16 protein-coding genes are annotated in these 19444 nt (G+C 73.2%); 12 read left to right on the forward strand and 4 right to left on the reverse strand.

Annotated features, from left to right (window positions below; translation table 11 throughout):
- The first annotated feature begins 235 nt into the window (after positions 1-235).
- The 12 genes from AB0E62_RS37330 (at position 236) to AB0E62_RS37385 (ending at position 14284) form a co-directional block, all read left to right on the forward strand.
- Complete coding sequence (locus AB0E62_RS37330; protein ID WP_362204657.1) at positions 236-2020, forward strand: fatty acyl-AMP ligase; 1785 nt, start codon at positions 236-238, stop codon at positions 2018-2020.
- A gap of 1 nt (position 2021) precedes the next feature.
- Complete coding sequence (locus AB0E62_RS37335; protein WP_362204660.1) at positions 2022-3791, forward strand: acyl-CoA dehydrogenase family protein; 1770 nt, start codon at positions 2022-2024, stop codon at positions 3789-3791.
- Between the two features lie 9 nt (positions 3792-3800).
- Complete coding sequence (locus tag AB0E62_RS37340; protein WP_362204663.1) at positions 3801-5585, forward strand: acyl-CoA dehydrogenase; 1785 nt, start codon at positions 3801-3803, stop codon at positions 5583-5585.
- Between the two features lie 57 nt (positions 5586-5642).
- On the forward strand, positions 5643-5918 hold the full coding sequence (locus AB0E62_RS37345; RefSeq protein WP_362204666.1) for an acyl carrier protein: 276 nt from the start codon (positions 5643-5645) through the stop codon (positions 5916-5918).
- On the forward strand, positions 5918-8935 hold the full coding sequence (locus AB0E62_RS37350) for a beta-ketoacyl synthase N-terminal-like domain-containing protein (RefSeq protein ID WP_362204669.1): 3018 nt from the start codon (positions 5918-5920) through the stop codon (positions 8933-8935). Before AB0E62_RS37345 ends, AB0E62_RS37350 begins: the two co-directional genes overlap by 1 nt.
- On the forward strand, positions 8932-9966 hold the full coding sequence (locus tag AB0E62_RS37355; RefSeq protein ID WP_362204672.1) for a 3-oxoacyl-ACP synthase III family protein: 1035 nt from the start codon (positions 8932-8934) through the stop codon (positions 9964-9966). Before AB0E62_RS37350 ends, AB0E62_RS37355 begins: the two co-directional genes overlap by 4 nt.
- Positions 9963-10208 (forward strand): acyl carrier protein, encoded by a 246-nt coding sequence (locus tag AB0E62_RS37360; protein WP_362204675.1) that lies wholly within the window; start codon positions 9963-9965, stop codon positions 10206-10208. The genes AB0E62_RS37355 and AB0E62_RS37360 overlap by 4 nt, the downstream gene beginning before the upstream one ends.
- The gene (locus tag AB0E62_RS37365) at positions 10205-11071 is read left to right on the forward strand and encodes a 2-oxo acid dehydrogenase subunit E2 (RefSeq protein ID WP_362204678.1); all 867 of its coding nucleotides are present in this window, start codon (positions 10205-10207) and stop codon (positions 11069-11071) included. The genes AB0E62_RS37360 and AB0E62_RS37365 overlap by 4 nt, the downstream gene beginning before the upstream one ends.
- The gene (locus AB0E62_RS37370) at positions 10977-11855 is read left to right on the forward strand and encodes a 4'-phosphopantetheinyl transferase superfamily protein (RefSeq protein ID WP_362204681.1); all 879 of its coding nucleotides are present in this window, start codon (positions 10977-10979) and stop codon (positions 11853-11855) included. The genes AB0E62_RS37365 and AB0E62_RS37370 overlap by 95 nt, the downstream gene beginning before the upstream one ends.
- Positions 11856-11963: 108 nt before the next feature.
- Positions 11964-12995, forward strand: a complete 1032-nt coding sequence (locus AB0E62_RS37375) for an alpha/beta hydrolase (protein ID WP_362204684.1) — start codon at positions 11964-11966, stop codon at positions 12993-12995.
- Positions 12996-13091: 96 nt separating this feature from the next.
- Positions 13092-13274 carry a hypothetical protein gene (locus tag AB0E62_RS37380; RefSeq protein ID WP_362204687.1) on the forward strand — a complete coding sequence of 61 codons (183 nt, stop codon included), beginning with the start codon at positions 13092-13094 and terminating at the stop codon, positions 13272-13274.
- The gene (locus AB0E62_RS37385) at positions 13271-14284 is read left to right on the forward strand and encodes an alpha/beta hydrolase (RefSeq protein WP_362204690.1); all 1014 of its coding nucleotides are present in this window, start codon (positions 13271-13273) and stop codon (positions 14282-14284) included. The genes AB0E62_RS37380 and AB0E62_RS37385 overlap by 4 nt, the downstream gene beginning before the upstream one ends.
- A gap of 69 nt (positions 14285-14353) precedes the next feature.
- On the opposite strand, the gene AB0E62_RS37390 is transcribed toward AB0E62_RS37385, so the two are convergent.
- From AB0E62_RS37390 to AB0E62_RS37405, 4 genes are all read right to left on the reverse strand, one after another.
- Complete coding sequence (locus AB0E62_RS37390) at positions 14354-17083, reverse strand: BTAD domain-containing putative transcriptional regulator (RefSeq protein WP_362204693.1); 2730 nt, start codon at positions 17081-17083, stop codon at positions 14354-14356.
- Positions 17084-17125: 42 nt separating this feature from the next.
- Positions 17126-18229 carry an AfsA-related hotdog domain-containing protein gene (locus AB0E62_RS37395; protein WP_362204696.1) on the reverse strand — a complete coding sequence of 368 codons (1104 nt, stop codon included), beginning with the start codon at positions 18227-18229 and terminating at the stop codon, positions 17126-17128.
- A gap of 154 nt (positions 18230-18383) precedes the next feature.
- Positions 18384-18707, reverse strand: coding sequence for a ferredoxin (fdxA, locus tag AB0E62_RS37400; protein ID WP_362204698.1), 324 nt, complete (start codon positions 18705-18707; stop codon positions 18384-18386).
- The coding region (locus tag AB0E62_RS37405; protein ID WP_362204701.1) for a thiamine pyrophosphate-dependent enzyme at positions 18704-19444 on the reverse strand (741 nt) is incomplete at its 5' end. The genes fdxA and AB0E62_RS37405, both read right to left, overlap by 4 nt.

The raw sequence follows: 19444 nt of genomic DNA on the forward strand, positions 1-19444 counted from the left end.
GCACGGAGCCGGGAGCCGCACACTCCCGGTGTGCGGCGCGGCCGACTGCCGCTCGCCGACCCCCGCCGGCGGGCGGCAGTCGCATGTCGGCCGCCGGTCCGCTGCCGGACCGCCGTCGGACCCCGGGCCGGGCAGCACAAGCGGCGCCTTAGCACCGCGGGCCAGTCTCGGAGGCGTCCCAGACAGCCATCGCCGGCACCACGCCTGCGGATCTCGGAGAGGCCAGGCAAAGACGTTGACAAGCTTCCGAACCTTCACGGAACTGGTTCTGGACCGTGCGGCCGAGCTCGGTACCGAGGACGCGTTCATCTTTCTGCCGGATGATGCCAATGGCTCGGTGCCCGAGCACCTGTCGTACGCCGGACTCGACCACGAGGCCCGGCGGATCGCCTCCTGGCTGCAGGCGAACGGCGCCGCGGGCGGACAGGTGCTCCTGCTGTATCCCTCGGGCACCGACTTCATCAAGGCGTTCACCGGCTGCCTGTACGCCGGCTCCGTCGCGGTGCCCGCCCCGCTGCCCACCGAGCAGGGCCAGCACTTCGCCCGGGTGTCCGGCATCCTGCGCGACGCCCAGGTCCGCGCGGTGCTGACCGACTCGGCGAGCGCGCCCGAGATATCCGCCTGGCTCGCCTCCGAGGGCTTCACCGACGTCATGTGCCTGGCGACCGACATCGCGGACCACGGTGACGCGAGCGCGTACCGGGTGCCGGACCTCACCCCCGAGCACCTCGCGTTCCTGCAGTACACCTCCGGCTCGACCAGCGACCCCAAGGGCGTCATGGTCTCGCACCGCAATCTGCTGGCCAACGAGGCCGCGATCCAGAACGCCGCCGGAACCGACGGGCAGACCCGGTTCGGCGGCTGGCTGCCCTTCTACCACGACATGGGTCTCATCGGGCACATCCTGCACCCGCTGTACATCGGTGGCTCCGCCGTGCTGCTCTCCCCGACGTCCTTCCTGCGCCGCCCGTACCGCTGGCTGAAGGCCATCGGCGACTACGGCGTCACCATCGGCGGCGGCCCCAACTTCGCCTACGACCTGTGCGTGCGCCGGGTCACCGACGAGCAGCTCGCCGAACTCGACCTGTCCACCTGGGTCAGCGCCGCCAACGGTGCCGAACCGATTCGCCGCGAGACCATCGAGGCGTTCACCCAGCGCTTCGCGCCCGCCGGCTTCAAGCCCGCGTCGTTCTTCCCCTGCTACGGCATGGCGGAGACCACCCTGCTCGTCTCCGGCACCCCCAAGGACCGCCGCCCCGCCGTGCGCACCGTCGACGTGACCGCCCTCGAACAGGGCACGCTCACCGACCCGGTGGCCGAGGGACCGAGCCGTGACCTGGTAAGCAGCGGCGTCATCCACGACTTCACGGTGAAGATCGTCGACCCCGACACCCGCGTCGAACGCCCGGAGGGCTCGGTGGGCGAGATCTGGGTCAAGGGCGACAGCGTGGCCTCCGGCTACTGGAAGCGCCCGCTGACCAACGTGGAGATCTTCGACGCGCACATCGCCGACGGCGACGGCGGCGAGGACGCCGGAGGCTGGCTGCGCACGGGCGACCTCGGCGCCCTGGAGGACGGCGAGCTCTACGTCACCGGCCGCCTCAAGGAGCTGATCATCTTCTCCGGGCGCAACCTCTACCCGCAGGACGTCGAGCGGGCCGTGCAGGCCACGGACAAGGCCCTGGGCGTCGGCGCGGGCGCCGCGTTCACCGTCGAGACCGACCGTGAGCGCCTCGTGGTGGTGCAGGAGGTCCGGATCAGCGCCGTCGACGGCGACCTGCGCAGCCTGGCCACGGCCATCCAGAGCCGCATCGGGCAGCACCTCAACGTCCCGGCGGGCAATGTGCTCCTGGTCCGGCCGGGCACGGTCCGCAAGACCACCAGCGGGAAGATCCAGCGCACCCTGATGCGCAAGCTGTTCCTGCAGGGCGAGCTCACCCCCCTGTACGAGGTGCTGGAGCCGGGCGTCCGCCAGATCGTCGCGGACGCCTCCGGCACCGCCCTGGCGGCGACGGCCTGACATGAGCGAGCCCACACCGTCGGTCGCCGAGGAACTCGACGCGTTCCTCGGCGACCCCGACGACCCCGGCTGCTGGTTCTCGTACGAGCGCTGCGTGGAACTCGACGACAAGGAGGAGTTCCCCGGCGACATCTGCCGCCGCCTCGACGACTGGGGCCTGCCCGGTCACTACGTGCCCGTCGAACACGGCGGCCGGCTGACCGACTACGCGACCCTGCTCCAGGTCATGCGCGCCGTCGCCCGCCGCGACCTCACCGTGGCGATCGGGCACGGCAAGACCTATCTGGGCGGCATCTGCGTCTGGGTGGCCGGCACCCCTGAGCAGGCCGCCGCGCTCGGCGCGGACATCCGTGCCGGGGTGCCCGTCTCGCTCGGCCTGACCGAACGCGCCCACGGCAGCGACCTGCTCGCCGGTGAGGTGCGCGGCACCGAGAGCGAGCGGGGCTGGCTCGTCGACGGCGAGAAGTGGCTGATCAACAACGCCACCAGGGGCAGCCTGCTGTCCCTGCTCACCCGCACCGACCCGGCCGGAGGACCGCGCGGCTTCAGCGTCCTGCTCGTCGACAAGCGCGAGCTGGACCCCGCCACCTACCGGCATCTGCCCAAGGTGCGTACCCACGGCATCCGCGGTGCGGACATCTCCGGCATCGCCTTCGAGGGCGCGGCCGTCGACCGGTCCGCGCTCGTCGGAGCACAGGGCGCGGGCCTGGAGATCGTCCTCAAGGCGCTGCAGCTCACCCGCACCATGTGCGCGGCCCTGTCCCTGGGCGCCGCCGACCACGGCCTGCGCATCGCGGTCGACTTCGCTCTCGAGCGCGAGCTCTACGGCCGGCGTCTCGTCGAACTTCCGCAGGCCCGCCGGGTGCTGGGCACCGCAGCCGCCGACGTGCTGCTGCACGAGGCACTGGGCACCGCCGCCTCCCGGCTGGTGCACACCCAGACGGACGAGATGAGCATCACCGCGGCCGTCACCAAGTACCTGCTGCCCAGCGGCACCGAGGACGTCCTCACCCGGCTCACCCGGGTGCTCGGCGCCCGCGCCTTCCTCAAGGGCGTGCACGCGCACGGCTCGTTCCAGAAGGTGGAACGCGACCACCGCATCGTCGGCATGTTCGACGGCAACACCCTGGTGAACCTCAACTCCCTGGTCAACCAGTTCCGTTCACTGGTACGCGGCCGGCAGCGCGGCACCGGCGACATCACCGGCGCCCAGGACGCCTACGACCTGTCCGCGCCCCTGCCCCGCCTCGACCCCGGACGGCTGTCCCTGGTCGCCCGCCGCGGCAGCGGCGTCCTGGCCGGCCTCGAACCCTCGGTGGCCCGCCTGGCCGAGCTGGCCGCCGGACAGCCCGCGCTGGCCCCCGCCGCCACCGCGGCCCGCCGCGTCGCGGACCTCACCGACCGCGTCCACCAGGAGATGGAGCAGTGGCAGGGCATCGTCGGCGACGTACCGCCGGCCGCCTTCGAGGTGGCCCGCCGCTACGCCCTCTGCCACGCCGCGGCCGTCTGCATCGGCCTGTGGACCCACAGCGCCCCCCTGTTCACCGGCACCGCCACGGAACCTCTGTGGCGGGACGGACTGTGGCTGCGGGCGGCCCTCGACCGGATCCTGGACCGCCTGGGCGAACCCGGCGGCGACGAGGCCCACGACGCTCTGCTCGACCACCTGATCACCACCCGGCGCGCCGGTGAACTGTTCTCGCTACGCCCTCACCGACTGCCGAACACCCAGGCCGAGCCGGTGGCCGACGCCACCACCGCACGTAACTGAGAGGACGCCATGCTGATCGGTACCGCGGCCGACGGGTCGCACCACGCGTCCGCCGGAGCACAGGGAACCCACCCGTCCGGCGGCCAGGAAGACAGGGTCGCCGCGCGCATCGCCGAGCTGGAGGACCGCCTCGGCGACCCCACCGACGAGCGCGGCGAGCTCTCCTACGCCGCCCTGCTCGCGGACGACGAGCGCGGCGAACTGTCCGAGCCCGGCGAGCGGGCCCTGGACGAACTGGCCCTCAACGCCGAGTTCGTGCCCGTGCACCTCGGCGGTCGCCTGGAGCGCATCGACACCCTGGTCCGGGTGATGCGCCAGGTCTTCCGCCGCGACATCGCCCTCGGACTCGGCTACGGCGTCACCTCGTTCATGGCCGCCGTCAACGTGTGGAGCTCCGGTACCGAGCAGCAGCAACGACGCCTCGCCGAGCTCCTGCTCGACGGCAAGAAGGTGTCGGTGGCCTACCACGAACTCGCCCACGGCAACGACTTCGTCCGCAACGAGTTCCAGGCGCGCCCGGTGGACGGCGGCTACCTCCTCAACGGCGCCAAGCAGGTCATCAACAACGCGGACCGGGCCGCGGCCTGGGTGCTGTTCAGCCGGACCAGCCCCGCCCCCGGCAGCCGCAGCCACTCCGTCGTACTCGCCGAGCGGGACACCCTGGACCAGGACCGCTTCCGGGTCCTGCCGCGCTACGACGCGGTCGGAGTCCGCGGCTGCCACCTGTCGGGCCTGGACTTCGCGGACTGCCCGGTGCCCGCCTCCGCGCTCGTCGGCGAGGAGGGCAAGGGCGTCGAACTCGCCCTGCGCGCCTTCCAGATGACCCGCAGCGCGGTGCCCGGCATGGCCCTCGGCGCCACCGACACCGCCCTGCGCACCGTCACCGGCTTCGCCCTCGGACGACAGCTGTACCGCAAGTCCGTCATGGACATCCCGCACGCCAAGGCGACCCTGTCCACGACCTTCCTCGACCTGCTGATCTGCGACAGCCTCTCGCTCGCCGCGACCCGCGCCGTGCACGTGCTGCCCGAGGAGACCAGCGTCTACGCGGCCGTGGTGAAGTACCTGGTCCCCAAGATGCTCACCGACGCGATGTACGACCTGTCCATCGTGCTGGGCGCCCGGTTCTACACCCGCGAGGGCGAGTTCGGGATCTTCCAGAAGCACGTACGCGACCTGCCGGTCCTCAGCCTCGGCCACGCCGGCTCCGCGGCCTGCCAGGCCACGATCATCCCGCAGCTGTCCCGGCTCGCCCGCCGCGCCTGGTTCACGGACGACCCCGCGCCCGCGACCCTGTTCCGGCCGCGCGAGGACCTGCCCGGCATCCCCTTCGACCGGCTCACCCTCGCCGGCGGCCGTGACGGACTCAGCGCCTCCCTGGTCGCCGCCGTCGACCGGCTGCCCAGCTCGAGCCCCGAGGAACGGGCGGCCCACGGCGCCGCCCTGCGCCTCATGGACGAACTGCGCCAGATCCAGGAGCAGAGCCTCACCCTCACCCCGACGGACCGCACCGCCCTGGCCAGCCCGGCCACCTTCGCCCTCGCCGACCGGTACGCGGTGCTGCTCGCGGCCGCCTCGGTGATCGGCGTGTGGCAGCAGGCCCAGGGCGGCCCGGACGACTTCCTCGCCGACCCGGCCTGGCTCGCCGCGGCGCTGCACCGGCTCGGCCGACGCCTCGGCCACCGGCTGCCCGACCTGCCCGCCACCTGCGAGACGCGGCTGCACGACGAGGTGCTCCGCCGCTTTCGCGACGCCCGCAGCTACGACCTCTACAACACCCCGCTGGCAGGCTGAAACACCCTCCCAGCCCGTCGAGTTGACCGACCGAGGAACCCTTCCGAGGAGCGCAGAATGTCCGTTCCCACCACCGGACGCACCACCGAAGAACTGACCACGTGGCTGTCCGACCGCATCGCCCTCTACCTCAAGCGCAGGCCTCAGGAGATCGACCCGAGCGTGCCCCTGGCCGAGTACGGCCTCGACTCCGTCGCCGCCCTCAGCCTGTGCGGCGACATCGAGGAGGACTACGACCTGATCCTCGAACCGACGGTCGCCTGGGACTACCCGACGGTCCAGGCCCTCGCCACCCACCTGGCCCAGAGTCTGGCCGAGCCGGCGGCGGGCTGATGGACCGGATCGCCATAGTCGGTCTCGACTGCCGCTTCCCGGGGGCGCCCGACGCGGGCGCCTACTGGGACCTGCTCATGCGCTCGGGGGACGGGATCTCCTCGGTGCCCCGGCAGCGGTGGGACGCCGCGGACTTTTACTCGCCGACCCCGGCGGAAGGCCGCGCCAACACCACCGAAGGCGGCTTCATCGACGACCCGGACGCCTTCGACAACGAGTTCTTCACCGTCTCCCCCCGCGAGGCGGCCGCCATGGACCCGCAGCAGCGGCTGCTGCTGCAGTGTGCCTGGCGCGCCGTCGAGGACGCGGGGATCGCCCCGAAGCAGCTCGCCGGCACGGCCACCGGCGTCTACGTCGGCATCATGGGCAACGAGTGGGCCCAGCTGCACCTCACCGACTACGACCGGGTCAGCGCCCAGGTCGGCTCCGGCAACGGCTACTGCATGACCGCCAACCGGATCTCCTACCACCTGGACCTCAAGGGCCCCAGCCTCGCGGTGGACACGGCCTGCTCCTCGTCCCTCGTCGCCGTGCACCTGGCCGGCAACGCCCTGCTGTCCGGCGAGTGCGACTACGCCCTCGCGGCGGGCGTCAACGTGGCCCTCACCCCCGCCCTGTCCATCTTCTACAACCAGGCCGGACTCTCCGCGCCCGACGGCCGGTGCAAGCCGTTCAGCGCCCAGGCCGACGGCATCGGCCGCGGCGAGGGCGTCGGCGCCGTCGTCCTGCGCCGCCTGGAGGACGCGCTCGCCGACGGACAGCAGGTGTACGCGGTCATCCGCGGCACCGCCGTCAACCAGGACGGCCGCAGCAACGGCATCACCGCCCCCAACCGCTGGTCCCAGCAAGAGGTCATCGGAGCCGCCTACCGGCGGGCCGGGATCGAACCGGACCAGGTGGCCTTCACCGAAGGACACGGCACCGGCACCGTGCTCGGCGACATGATGGAGGTCTCGGCCCTCGGCCACCACCACGCGGGACGCGCCGCCCGGCCGATGGCCCTCGGCTCGGTCAAGGGCAACCTCGGGCACACCGAGGGCGCCGCCGGCATCGCCGGACTCATCAAGGTGGCCCTGTCCCTGCACCACCGCACCGTGCCCGCCAGCAGATTCGCGGCCAAGGAGAACGAGCGGCTCGACCTGCGCGGCAAGGGGCTGCGCCTCCTGAAGGCACCCCTGCGGCTGCCCCGCGGCACCAGCGTCGCCGGACTGAGCAGCTTCGGCATGGGCGGCACCAACGCCCACGCGATCCTGGAGTCCGCACCGTCGGCCGCCGCTCGCCCGGGCGCCGGGACCGACGAGCGGCCCCGGGGCATCGGCAGCGCCCTGTTCACCCTGACCGCGCCCAGCCCGCAGGCCCTGCGCCGCAACCTCGCCGCGCAGGCCGACGCACTGAGCGCCCGGCGGGCCCCCGTCGGCGCCGTCGGCTGGAACTCCCACCGGGTCAAGTCCGGCCACCGCCACCGCTTCGCGGTCAGCGCCCCGGACACCGCGACCCTCGTCCAGCGCCTGCACGCGGCCGTGGCAGACCCTGCCCTGTTCGCCCGCCTCACCGGCGAGGCGGGCGCGGCCCCGCGCACCGCGTTCCTGTTCACCGGGCAGGGCTCCCAGTACCCCGGGATGACCGCCGGCCTCTACAAGGACTCGCCGCTGTACCGGCATTTCCTCGACGAGGCCGACGCCGCGCTGCTCCCGCACACCGGCCGCTCCGTACGCGACCTCGTCCTGACCGGCGACGAGGCCGTGCACCTCACCCGGTGGGCGCAGCCCGCCCTGTTCGCCGTCGGCCACGCCCTCGGCCGCACGCTGCAGGAACTGGGCGTGGAGCCCTCCTCGCTGCTGGGCCACAGCGTCGGCGAGTACGCGGCGGCCTGCCTGGCCGGCGTGTTCGACCTGGACGCGGCGGCCCGCCTGATCACGGCACGCGGCGCGCTGATGCAGCAACTGCCCGAGGGCGGCGGCATGCTGGCCGTTCCCGCCGGCCACGCCGAACTCGCCGCGCTGCTGGCCGACGAGCCGCAGGTCGGCGTCGCCGTCGTCAACGGACCGCGCGCCACCGTGCTGTCCGGCGACTCCGTGGCGCTGGGGCGCCTGGCCGAGGAGCTGGAGCGGAACGGGTTCCGGACCAGGTCGCTGAGCGTCTCGCACGCCTTCCACTCCCATCAGATGGAGCCCATGCTCGACGAGTTCGCCGAGATCGCACGCGAGGTCGGCGGGGGAGTGCCCCGGCTGCCGCTGTACTCCACGCTGTACGGCAGGCTCCTGGACGGCGAGGCGATGGACGCCGACTACTGGGTGGCGCACATCCGCCGGCCGGTGCTGTTCGCGGACGCGTTCACCGCGCTGCGCGACGCCGGCCCCAGCCACACCGTGGAGATCGGCCCCTCGCCCGTCCTGTCCTCGCTGACCCGCAAGCTGCCCCGTCCCGCCTCCGGCACCCGGCCGGTCGCCACCACCCCGGTGCGCGCCGCGGACTCCGGCGGCCAGGACCTGGCCGACACCCTGGCCGAGCTGTACCGCGGCGGCCTCGACCCGCGCTGGGAGAGCGTCTACGAGACGCGCGACCAGGCACCGTACCGGCTCACCCCGTACGCCTTCAGCGACGAACACCGGTACTGGACCGCGGGCCCGGTCCGCCGCTCCGGCCTGCCGCGGCCGGCCGCCGTGCCCGACGAACCCGCCCGGCAGCCCGGCCGGGGCACGGACACCGCGGTGCTCGTCCTCGAGCGCCCCGCACCCGCCGACCCCGTGACCGAGACGGCCCTCGCCGCCATCGGACAGGTCGGCGGTTACGAAGTGGCCGAACTCGGTCCGCTGCTGCGGCTCTACGAGGACCTGGGCTTCGACTCCGTGATGGTCATGGAGCTGAAGAAGCGCCTGGAGGAACGCCTGCCCGCCGTCGCCGGACTGACGGTGCAGGACCTGCTGCCCCGCCTGGCGTCGGTCGGTGACCTCGTCGACTTCCTGCGCGAGTACTGCGCTCCCGACACCGACAGCACCCAGGAGAGGACAGCATGAGCGACCACCCGCACGAGAGCCGGGTCCATCTCGCCTCCGTCGGCACGGCACTGCCCGGCGAGGCGGTCGACAACGCCGAACTGGCCCGGGTCCTGGGTGCCAACGAGGAATGGATCGAGATGTTCATCGGCACCAGGACCCGGCACTTCGCCCGGGACCTAAGGACCGGTGCGGTGCGCTGGTCGCTGGCCGACCTGTGCGCCCAGGCGGGCGAGCGTGCCATCGCCGCCGCCGGGGTGGACCCGGCCGACATCGACTTCGTCGTCCTCGGCACCGCCACCCCGGACACCCTGATGCCGGCCACCGTCAACAACGTCGCCGACCTGCTCGGCCTGGACCAGGTGCCCACGTTCCAGCTGCAGTCCGGCTGCGCGGGCGCGGTGCAGGCACTGAGCCTGGGCCGCACCCTCATCGCCTCCGGCGAGTACCGCACCGGCCTGGTCATCGGCGGCGACGTGTGCAGCAAGCACCTCGACATCGACCGCGACCTCACCAAGGCGGCACCCAGCGACCTGGTCAACTTCGTGCTGTTCGGCGACGGCGCCGGAGCCGCGGTCCTCACCGACGAGCCGCGCGGCGCCCAGGTCGTCCTGCGGCACGTCCTGAACCGTTTCACCGGTCTGGGCCGCAAGCCCGGCCAGGTCATCGAGTGGTTCGGCCTCGCCGACCGCCACGACGACCGGCAGGCCCTCACCGAGGACTACAAGGCCATCGAGGAGCACGTCCCGGTGATGGCCGTGGAGATCCTGTGGGAACTGCTCGGCGAACTCGACTGGGGCCAGGACGAGCTGGACTACATCCTGCCGCCGCAGCTGTCCGGCCGGATGACCCGCAAGATCACCGAACAGCTCGACGTGCCCTCGGCCACCGAGATCTCCTGCGTCGCCGACACCGGCAACAACGGCAACGCACTGCCGTTCCTGCAGATCGAGCGGCTCCTGGAGAAGATGACGGCCGGCCAGAAGGCACTCGCCGTCGCCGTCGAGTCCAGCAAGTGGATCAAAGCCGGCTTCGCCCTGGAGAGGATATGACCACCACACACCCCGCCTACAGCCTGGCCGACTTCGTCACGACCGTCCGCGACGAACTGGGCCTGCCCGTCACCGACGAGCAGGTCAGCGCGGACTTCGACGAACTGCCCGAATGGGACTCGCTGCACCTGCTCAAGCTCGTCACCGCGGTGGAGCTGGCCACCGGCCGCGCCGTCCCCGTCGGCCGGGTCCTGGAGGCCCGCAGCCTGCACCGGTTCTACGAACTGGCGGTCCCGGCATGACCGGCACACCGCGGTGGCACCAGGAACGCCGCCGCCGCCACACCCTGTACTTCCTGGAGTGGGCGGCCGGACAGCGGCCCGTGCACCTGGACACCGACATCGACATGACCCGGATCCAGGCCCACCGGGCCGCCGCCCGCGCCGACGGCACCCGCTACTCCGTCGTCAGCTACCTGCTGCACGCCACCGGGCGGTCCATGGCCCGCCACCCCGAGGCCAACGCGGTGATGGCACCGGGCTGGCCGTCCCCTCTGCGCCGGCCCCGGACCGTACGGTTCGGCCCGGTGACCGCGAAGCTGGCCCTGGACCGCACCGTCGACGGCGAGCGCACCGTGCTCTCCGCCCTGGTGCCCGGACTGGAGACGCTCTCGCTCGACCAGGTCCAGGAACACGTCGACCGCTACCGGGGCGAGGACACCGCCGCCCTCCCGGAGTTCAAGGGCGTGCGGATGCTGGGACGGCTGCCCGTCCCCCTCGGCCGGGCGGCCTTCGCCGCCGCCCTGCGCGACCCGCGCCGCCGCCCCGGCATCTTCGGCACGGTGTCGGTCAGCTCCCTCGGACACGGCACCGTCGACGGGTTCCACTCCGCCGGCGGCACCGCCGTCACCCTGTGCGCGGGACGCGTCGTGGACCGGGCCGTCGTACGGGACGGACGGGTCGTGGCGGCGCCCGTCATGCGGCTCGGGCTCACATTCGACCACCGGGTGATCGACGGGGCGGCCGCCGCCGACCTGCTCGGCGATCTCCGCCAGACCATGGAGGAATTCGATGACGGCTCCAGGGAAACCCTCCCCGAGCCGGACGTTCGGCGAACCGATCGAGATCACCGGGCCGCGCGGGGACTGGAACAGCGTCCGGCGTGACCTCGCCACCCACGCCACCGCGATCCTCTACGCACGCCTGGACGACTGGCGCCCCGAGAGAGCAGGGGGGCCGCGGCTGCGCGCGCTGCTCGGCCGGGACTGGTCCCGCTACCTGGACCTGACCCATCCCGAGGTGCGCACCCGGTTCGCCTCGTCACGGGTGCTCCTGAAATTCGCCGCGGGCGCCGCGCTGCACGTGCCGCCGCAGTCGGTGGAACTCGGCTACACCCCCTCGGGGCGCCCGTACCTGCACGGCTACGACGGCGTGCAGATCAGCCTCAGCCACACCGAGGACCTGCTCCTGGTGGGACTCGCCACCGGCGCCGTCATCGGCGTGGACGCCGAACGCTCCGACCGCACCCTGTACGGGGCAGGACTCGGCCGGCACCTGTGCACCCCGCACGAGGCCGAGCGGATCGAGGCGATGGCGGACGACGAGCGGGACCCGGCCATGGTGCGGCTGTGGACGCTCAAGGAGGCCTACAGCAAGGCCATCGGACTCGGCATGCAGTTCCGCTTCACGGATTTCGGGTTCGACACCGACGGCACCCCGACCGAGGTGCGGCGCCCCGACGGCACCCCCGGCTCGGGCAACGAGTGGTCCTTCCGGACCTACGGACTGCTCGACCGGTACACGGTCAGCGTCGCCGTGGGCGACTCGGGGTTCGGCGTCACCACCGACACGCAGGCGCACACCATGCTCGACGCCGGCATCGTCGACGCCCTGGCCGAGGTGCTCGGGCAGGAGGAGGACGACCGGAGCGAGCGCGGCGACTGGTGGTGAACCGACCGCCGGCACCCGAGATACAACCGGCCCGCAAGCGGCGGCCCGGACACTGACCGCATACAGCGGGGAGCCATCATGGACCGACAGGAACTGCAACGACCACGCGTGACCGAGCATCCTCTGCCGGAGCTCAAGGAGTTCGCCCTCCTGCACGCCCGGGGACAGGGCATGGCGCCGGGCAAGGCCGCCCGCGTCCTGTCCGGGATCAGCAACGACCGGCCCGGCGACCCCGACTCCTGGGCCGTCACCTGGACCCGGGCCGGCCGCGCCGCCGCGGTCCGCGGCCGCCACCTGGAGGCCTGCGCCCACTTCGCGCTCGCCCGCTTCCCCTACCACGGCGACCCGGTCAGGGCCGCCGCGGGACGGCTCGGCGTCGAGTCCTTCGACACCTGGCGCCGCGACCGCGCCATCGAGCGGCTGGAGATCCCCTTCCAGAACGGCCGCATGGCCTGCTGGACCGCCGGCCTGCACCCCGCCCGGCGCCGCCCCCTGCTGGTCGTCATGGGCGGCATCGTCAGCGTCAAGGAACAGTGGGCGCCCCTGCTGCCCCTGCTCGCTCGGCTCGGATACGCCGCCGTCGTCACCGAGTTCCCCGGCGTCGGCGAGAACACCCTGACCTACCGGCCGGACTCCTGGGAGCTGCTCCCGCACCTCCTGGACCAGCTGGCCGACCGGGCGGACGTCACCGACACCTCCCTGCTCACCCTCAGCTTCAGCGGCAACCTCGCCCTGCACGCCGCGGCCGAGGACACCCGGATCCGCCGCATCCTCACGGTCGGGGCACCCGTCGGAGCCTTCTTCACCGACACCGGCCGGCGCCCCGGGATCCCCCGCATCACCGTCGACACACTGTGCCGGCTCACCGGCGCCCCCGACCCCGGCGCCCTGTGGTCCGCCCTGCCCCGACACGCCCTCACAGCCGACCGGCTGAGGCGGGTGCGCGTGCCCGTCCGGTACGTCGCCAGCAGCCGCGACGAGATCATCCCCGCCGCCGAGCGCGGGCTCCTCGCCGCCCTGCCCGACCTGCGCGTCAAGACGTTCGACGACGTGCACGGCTCTCCCGGCCACCTCGGCGCGATGCGGAGCTGGCTCTTCTCCCAGCTGCTGCTGTCCCGGCTCACCGGCCGCCGGCGCTGACCCGCATCCCGCCCGGCCACGCACCAGCACCGCACCACACCCGAAGAGGACACCACCGAACCCATTCGCCCGTACGGACGTCGAGGAGACGCAGCCATGACTGACGGACCCACACCCAAGGCCACGACCGGAACGGTACGCCCCTGGCAGTCGCTCGCCTCGCTCGGTGTCATCGAGAGCGATCTGACGACCACCCGGCACCGGCCGCCCGCACCGGCGCCGTTCACGAGCGACGGCCGCCGCGGCCACACCCGCCACGGGCGGCACGAGGAGGCATGACGTCCGTGTCCCTGTCCGCACAGTCCGTACCCCCCGGCCCCCGCGGCGCCGGCATCCGGCTGCGCCACCGCACCGTGCACGGCCACCGCAGGGCCTTCCGGATGGCCGGCAAGGGCGACGCCGTCCTCCTGATCCACGGCATCGGCGACTCGTCCGACACCTGGCGGGACGTCATGCCCGGCCTCGCCCGCAGCCACCGGGTCATCGCCCCCGACCTGCTCGGCCACGGGCACTCCGACAAACCGCGGGCCGACTACTCCCTGGCCGCCTACGCCAACGGCATGCGGGACCTGCTGAGCGTCCTCGGCGTCGAACGCGCCACCATCGTGGGGCACTCCCTGGGCGGTGCCGTGGCGATGCAGTTCGCCTACCAGTTCCCCGAACGGTGCGAGCGCCTCGTTCTGGTCGGCACCGGCGGCGTCAGCCGGCACGTCACCCCGCTGCTGCGGGCCGCGTCCCTGCCCGGGGCCGAACTGGTCCTGCAGATGCTGCGACTGCCCACCATGCGCTGGCAGGTGGGAGCCGCCGTCAAGGTCATGCAGTGGCTGGGCACCGACCTCGCCGTCGACGCCCCCGACCTGCTGCGTGTCGTCGACGCCCTGCCGGACGCCACCTCGCGCAACGCGTTCGTCCGCACCCTGCGCGCCGTCGTCGACTGGCGCGGACAGGTCGGCACCATGCTCGACCGGTGCTACCTGGCCCAGGGCATGCCCACCATGCTGGTCTGGGGCGGCCGGGACCGGGTCGTCCCGGCCCTGCACGCCGGCCTCGGACACGTCTCGATGCCGGGAAGCCGGCTGGAGATCTTCGAGGAAGCGGGCCACTTCCCCTTCCGCAGCGACCCCGACCGGTTCCTGTCGGTGCTGCGCGATTTCATCACCACGACGCAGCCGGCCGGCTTCAGCCCCGAACAGTGGCGCGAGATGCTCCGGAACCGCCGTCCGGCACCCCGCCGGCCCGGTCTCCCAGATCTCGACCCGGCCACCCTGCGCGCGCTGCGCCCGGCCTGACCCGCGGCACACGGCCCCGCCACGTCCCTCAGGACGCGACGGGGCCGCCGTCTGCCCGGGCCGCCCCCGTCAGCCGGCGGTCGGCGACGCCGCGGCCACCGGCCCCTCGCTCATCAGCCACACACCGGGCCGCACTTCGAGGTACGGCCACGCGACGGTGCCTCGCCCCGCGGCACGCACCTGCCCGCCGAGCCGCAGCGCGTAACCGTGCCAGCGGACGTCGCCCAGCGCACGGGCCGCGCCCGCGCACCGTTCGAGCGAGTCGAGACAGTCGGCGGGCCGGCCCGTCAGGAGCGCGACCAGCGCCAGGCCACGCTCGGCCTCCGCGCACCCGCGGGTGTCCCCCTCGGCCGCGGCCCGCTCGAGTGCCTGCCGGTACAGCGCGTCCGCCCGCCCCAACTCGCCCTGCCCCAGCAGCACGTCGGCCTCCCCGGCGGCACAGCGGGCCGCCCCGATCCCGTCGTCGGTGAGCGCGAACAGCCGCGCCGCGTGCCGATGGTGGTCCACGGCCCGCGCGGCGTCCCGGCGCTGCCACGCCAGATCGCCCAGCGAGCGCAGCAGCGTGGCCTCCGCGAGCGCGTCACCGCTGCGGCGGGCCGCGTCGACCGCCAGCTCATGGCCGATCCGCCAGTCGTCCCACACCCCGCAGGCCTCGTAGTATCCGCTCGTCGCCGATGCCAGTGCGCAGGTCAGTCCCCACAGTCCGGCCGCGTGCAGCCGCCGCACCATCTCGAGCAGCCCCGCCGACTCCGTCCGGAACCAGCGCAGCGGCGTGCTCACCGCGCTGTCCTGCGGCGGCAGTTCCCCGCAGGCCGTCTCCAGCACGCCCGCCAGCCGGTCCCGGCCGGGGGCCAGCCGCGCGTCGGCGGCCCTGGCCCGCAGCAGAAAGGCCCGGCCGAGCCGGCCGACCGTCTCCGCCACGGCCTCCTCGCCGTCGACCTCGGCCAGCATCTCCAGGGCCAGCGAGCGCAGCAGCGTGTGGTAGCCGTACCGCACGCCCCCGCCGGGGACGGGGTCCGGCCCGGACTCCTGGCGCACGTCGAGGAGCTGGGCGCGCACGAGCGCGCCGAGGAGCCCCTCCGCGGCCTCGGGTGCGGTGCCCAGCAGGGACTGCGCGGCCCACGCGGGGAAGTCGGGCACCGGCGCGAGACCCAGCCGGCGGAACGCGTGCCGGTCGGCCTCCGACACCTCGTGGTAGGCGGTGAGCAGGCTGCTGCGCACGTCCAGGTCGCCCAGCGACAGCGCGGCGAGCCGGGTGCGCTCGTCCTCCAGCCGGCGCGCGAGTCCGGCCGCCTGCCAGTGCGGCTGCACGGCCGCCCCGCCCGCCGCGACCCGCAGCGCCAGCGGCAGCCGTCCGCACAGCCGGGCGATCCGGGTCGCCGCCGCCGGGTCCTGCGCCATCCGCGGGCCCCCGGTGGTGAGCAGCAGCGACTCGGCCTCCTCCTGCCCGAGCCCGTCCAGCACCAGGTGCCGGGCGTGTTCCAGGGCGGCCAGCGGGCGGCGGCCGGTGAGCAGGACAGCGGCGTCCGGCACCGCGGCGAGCAGCGGCCGGATCTGGGCCTCGGACACCGCGTCGTCGAGGACGAGGAGCAGTTCCCGGCCACGGGTGATGTGCTGCAGCCGGTCGGCGAGCTCGTCGAGTCCGTCGGGGACGGCCGCGGGACCGTCCGGGCCCGGCGGCAGCAGACGGCGCAGCAGCGCGGCCATGGCGGCAGGCGCGGTCAGGGCCCGTCCGGCCGAGTCCCGCAGCGGCACCAGCACCCGGCCGGCCGCGAACCCGTCGATCCGGCGGGCCAGCTGTACGGCCAGGGCGGTCTTGCCGACGCCGGGCCGTCCCGAGACGGCCACGATGCGGGGAGCCGAGCGACCGGTCCCGGTGAGCAGCCGGGTGCACTGTTCGAGTTCCTCGGCGCGGCCCGTGAAGTCGGCGAGCGGGGGCGGCAGCCACAGCGGCGGACGCAGGTCGGCGGGCGACGCCTGCGTGGCCTCGGCGGCCGCGCGGGGGTCCGGTGCGGGGGTGCCGGTCCGGTCGCGCGCCGGATGCCAGGCGAGTGCCGGATCGGAGGCGAGCAGCCGGGCCAGGATGCGCTTGAGCGAGCTGTCGGGCTCCACCCCGAGCTCGTCCACGAGCGTGCGGCGGATCCGGTGGTAGGCCTGGATGGCGTCCGACTGCCGCCCGGCCCGGTACAGCGCCACCATGAGCAGCCCGTGCAGGCTCTCGCGCATCGGGAACTCGTGGGCCAGCGCCATCAGTTCACCGATCAGTTCCTGGTGGCGGCCCAGTTTCAGATCCGCGCTGATCCGCTGCTCCAGAGTCTCCGAGCGCAGCTCGTCCAGCCGGATCGCCGTGGACTGGAGCGCGGCGCCCTGCGGGATGCCGGACAGTGCCGGGCCCGTCCACAGGGCCAGGGACTCGCTCAGCAGCCGGGACGCGTCGTCGTAGTTCCGCTCGTCGTACGCGGACCGTCCCCGTGCGCGCAGCAACTCGAAAAGGAACAGGTCGAGTTCCTCGGGCGCCACCCGCATGAGGTAGCCCGGCGGCCGGGTCAGCAGCGGCTGTTCGCCGGCGCCCGGTGGTCTGCCGGGGGCCGTGAGCGCCTTGCGCAGGTGCGACACGTACACCTGAAGGGTCGTGGACGCGGTGCGCGGCGGCGTCGTCCCCCACAACTCGTCGATCAGACTGTGCGCGGACACGACGCTGTTGTTCTTCACCAGCAGGGTCGCCAGGACCACGCGCGGCTTGGCCGCCGTCGGTGTGCGCGGCGACATCCGCACCGGGCCCAGTACCTGAAAGCGCATGGTTGCTCCTTGTGTGTGCCCGCCCCCACCGGTGCGCGGCCGTCAGCAGATCTGCAGGACGGAGGTGCTGACCTCCGCCACCACCCGCATCCCTTGGGTGAACACGATGGAGAGCTCCGCGAAGGGGCGCCCCGCGGCGTCCCGGAGCACCTCGCCCGGCGCGCCCCGGTGCTGCGGCCGCACCGAGCACACGAGCGGCAGGCCCGGCTCGGCGAAGCCGCGGAACACGGCTTCCCACCGGGTCAGGACGGCGTGCCCAGGCGTGAGGCCGTACAGTTCACCGACCCCGAACAGCGCTGCCTGGCGGGACGCTTCGAGGAACAGTGCGGCCGGCACCTCCGACCCCGAGTCGGGCAGCACCTCACGGGCGGCGGGGATGTTGACCGGGAAGGTCAGGGACTCGTCGTCCTCCTCCAGAGGCAGCCCGATCAGTACGTTGCGCAGACTGCACCGTCCGACGAGTTCGGCACCCGGGGTCCCGTGCCCGGGCGGCAGCCCGCTGTTGCCGTCCGCCGTCAGCTCGCTCTCCCTGCGCGAGTCGGCCCGGTGGTTGCGGTAGACGCCCGGCATCAGGAACACCAGCCGGGCCCGGACCGTCCCGCACTCCTCGTCGTCGATGCTGATCGAGGCGCCGCAGTCCATCGACCGGGGCACTCCGTTGACCACGTCGGCCGGTGTCAGGTCGAGGTCGAGCGTGAGCCGGGCGTCGGCGGGCGCGTCACGCTGCCACGAGGACAGGCCGGTGATGGCGAACGCGCAGTCGGCGAGCAGGATCCGCCGGTCGGCGGGGACCCGGAAGTAGCGGCCGGCCGCGAAGATCGCCATCTGCCGCAGCGATTCCATCGGGTACAGCATGTCGTGGAACGGGGCGGTGGAGTCGGAGCACAGCGGATGCCCCTCGGACAGACGGGCGGAGAAGCCGAAACGGTGCCGGCCGGGAGGGGTGGCGGACAGCAGGAAGCCCTCCGGGGTGTCCGGCCGGTGGACGAGGTGGTGCGGCCCGAGGAAGACCGCCGCGGGCGGCGGCACCTGCAACGGCGCGACGTCCGTGACCGCACCGGCCCGACCGGCGGCCGGCGAGCCGGGGGACGGGGCGGAGGTCGGGCCGGTCGACGGGGCGGTGGACGGTGAGGAGGAGAGATTCATGGAGAGAGTCCTCTGTGACGGAGTCCGGACGATGGCGCGCGGTGGCGTCGGCGAGCATCGGGGTGCTCTCGTCATCACCGTCTCCCGCCCCACTGAAGAACCACGGGAGAGGAGGTGAAGGCCGCCTCCTGCCTGAAGGCTCGGCCCCCGGCGCCTAGCGCGGTTCGCTCACCGGTTCCCGCTCCACCACCGGGTGGTCCGCGGCGAACGGTTCGACGCCGGCGGCCCCGGCCGGCGAACCCACCTCGGCGAAGATCTCCCGGTCGGCGGTGCGGTATCCGGCCCACTCCGCCGGGACGGCGTCCTCGAAGAAGATCGCCTCGGCCGGGCACACGGGTTCGCAGGCGCCGCAGTCCACGCACTCGTCCGGCTGGATGTACATCTTGCGCGGGCCCTCGTAGATGCAGTCGACGGGGCACTCGTCGACACAGGCCTTGTCCTGCACGTCGACACAGGGCTGCGCGATCACGTAGGTCATGCCGGACTCCTCACGGTCCAGGTGTCGCCGCCGGCGAGGAGCGCGGCGAGGTCGCCCTTGCCGTCTCTCTCGATGGCGGCGTCGAGCTGGTCGGACATCTGGACGTCGTAGACGGGGCGGCGGATGTCGCGGAAGACGCCGATGGGCGTGTGGTGCAGGGTGTCCGGGTCGGCGAGCCGGGACAGGGCGAACGCGAAGGTCGGCGAGGCCGTGTGGGCGTCGTGGACGAGGACCTCGGCCCGGTTGCCTTCGGTGACGTCGACCACCTCGAGGTCGCCGGTGGCCGGGTCGCGCACGACGCCCTTGGAGCCCTCGGCGCCGAAGGTGATCGGCTGCCCGTGCTCGAGCCGGATCACGCTCTCCTGCGCCCGCTGCTTGTCCTTGAGGACCTCGAAGGCGCCGTCGTTGAAGATGTTGCAGTTCTGGTAGATCTCCACGAGCGCGGTTCCGGCGTGCTCGGCCGCGGCCCGCAGGACGGACGTGAGGTGCTTGCGGTCGGAGTCGACGGAGCGCGCGACGAAGGACGCATTGGCCCCGATCGCGAGCGACACGGGATTGAAGGGGGCGTCGAGGGAGCCCATCGGTGTCGACTTGGTGATCTTGCCGACCTCGGAGGTGGGGGAGTACTGGCCCTTGGTGAGTCCGTAGATCCGGTTGTTGAACAGCAGGATCTTCAGGTTGACGTTGCGGCGCAGGGCGTGGATGAGGTGGTTGCCGCCGATGGACAGGGCGTCGCC

This window comes from Streptomyces sp. NPDC038707 (genome assembly GCF_040636485.1).
Taxonomy (GTDB): Bacteria; Actinomycetota; Actinomycetes; order Streptomycetales; family Streptomycetaceae; genus Streptomyces.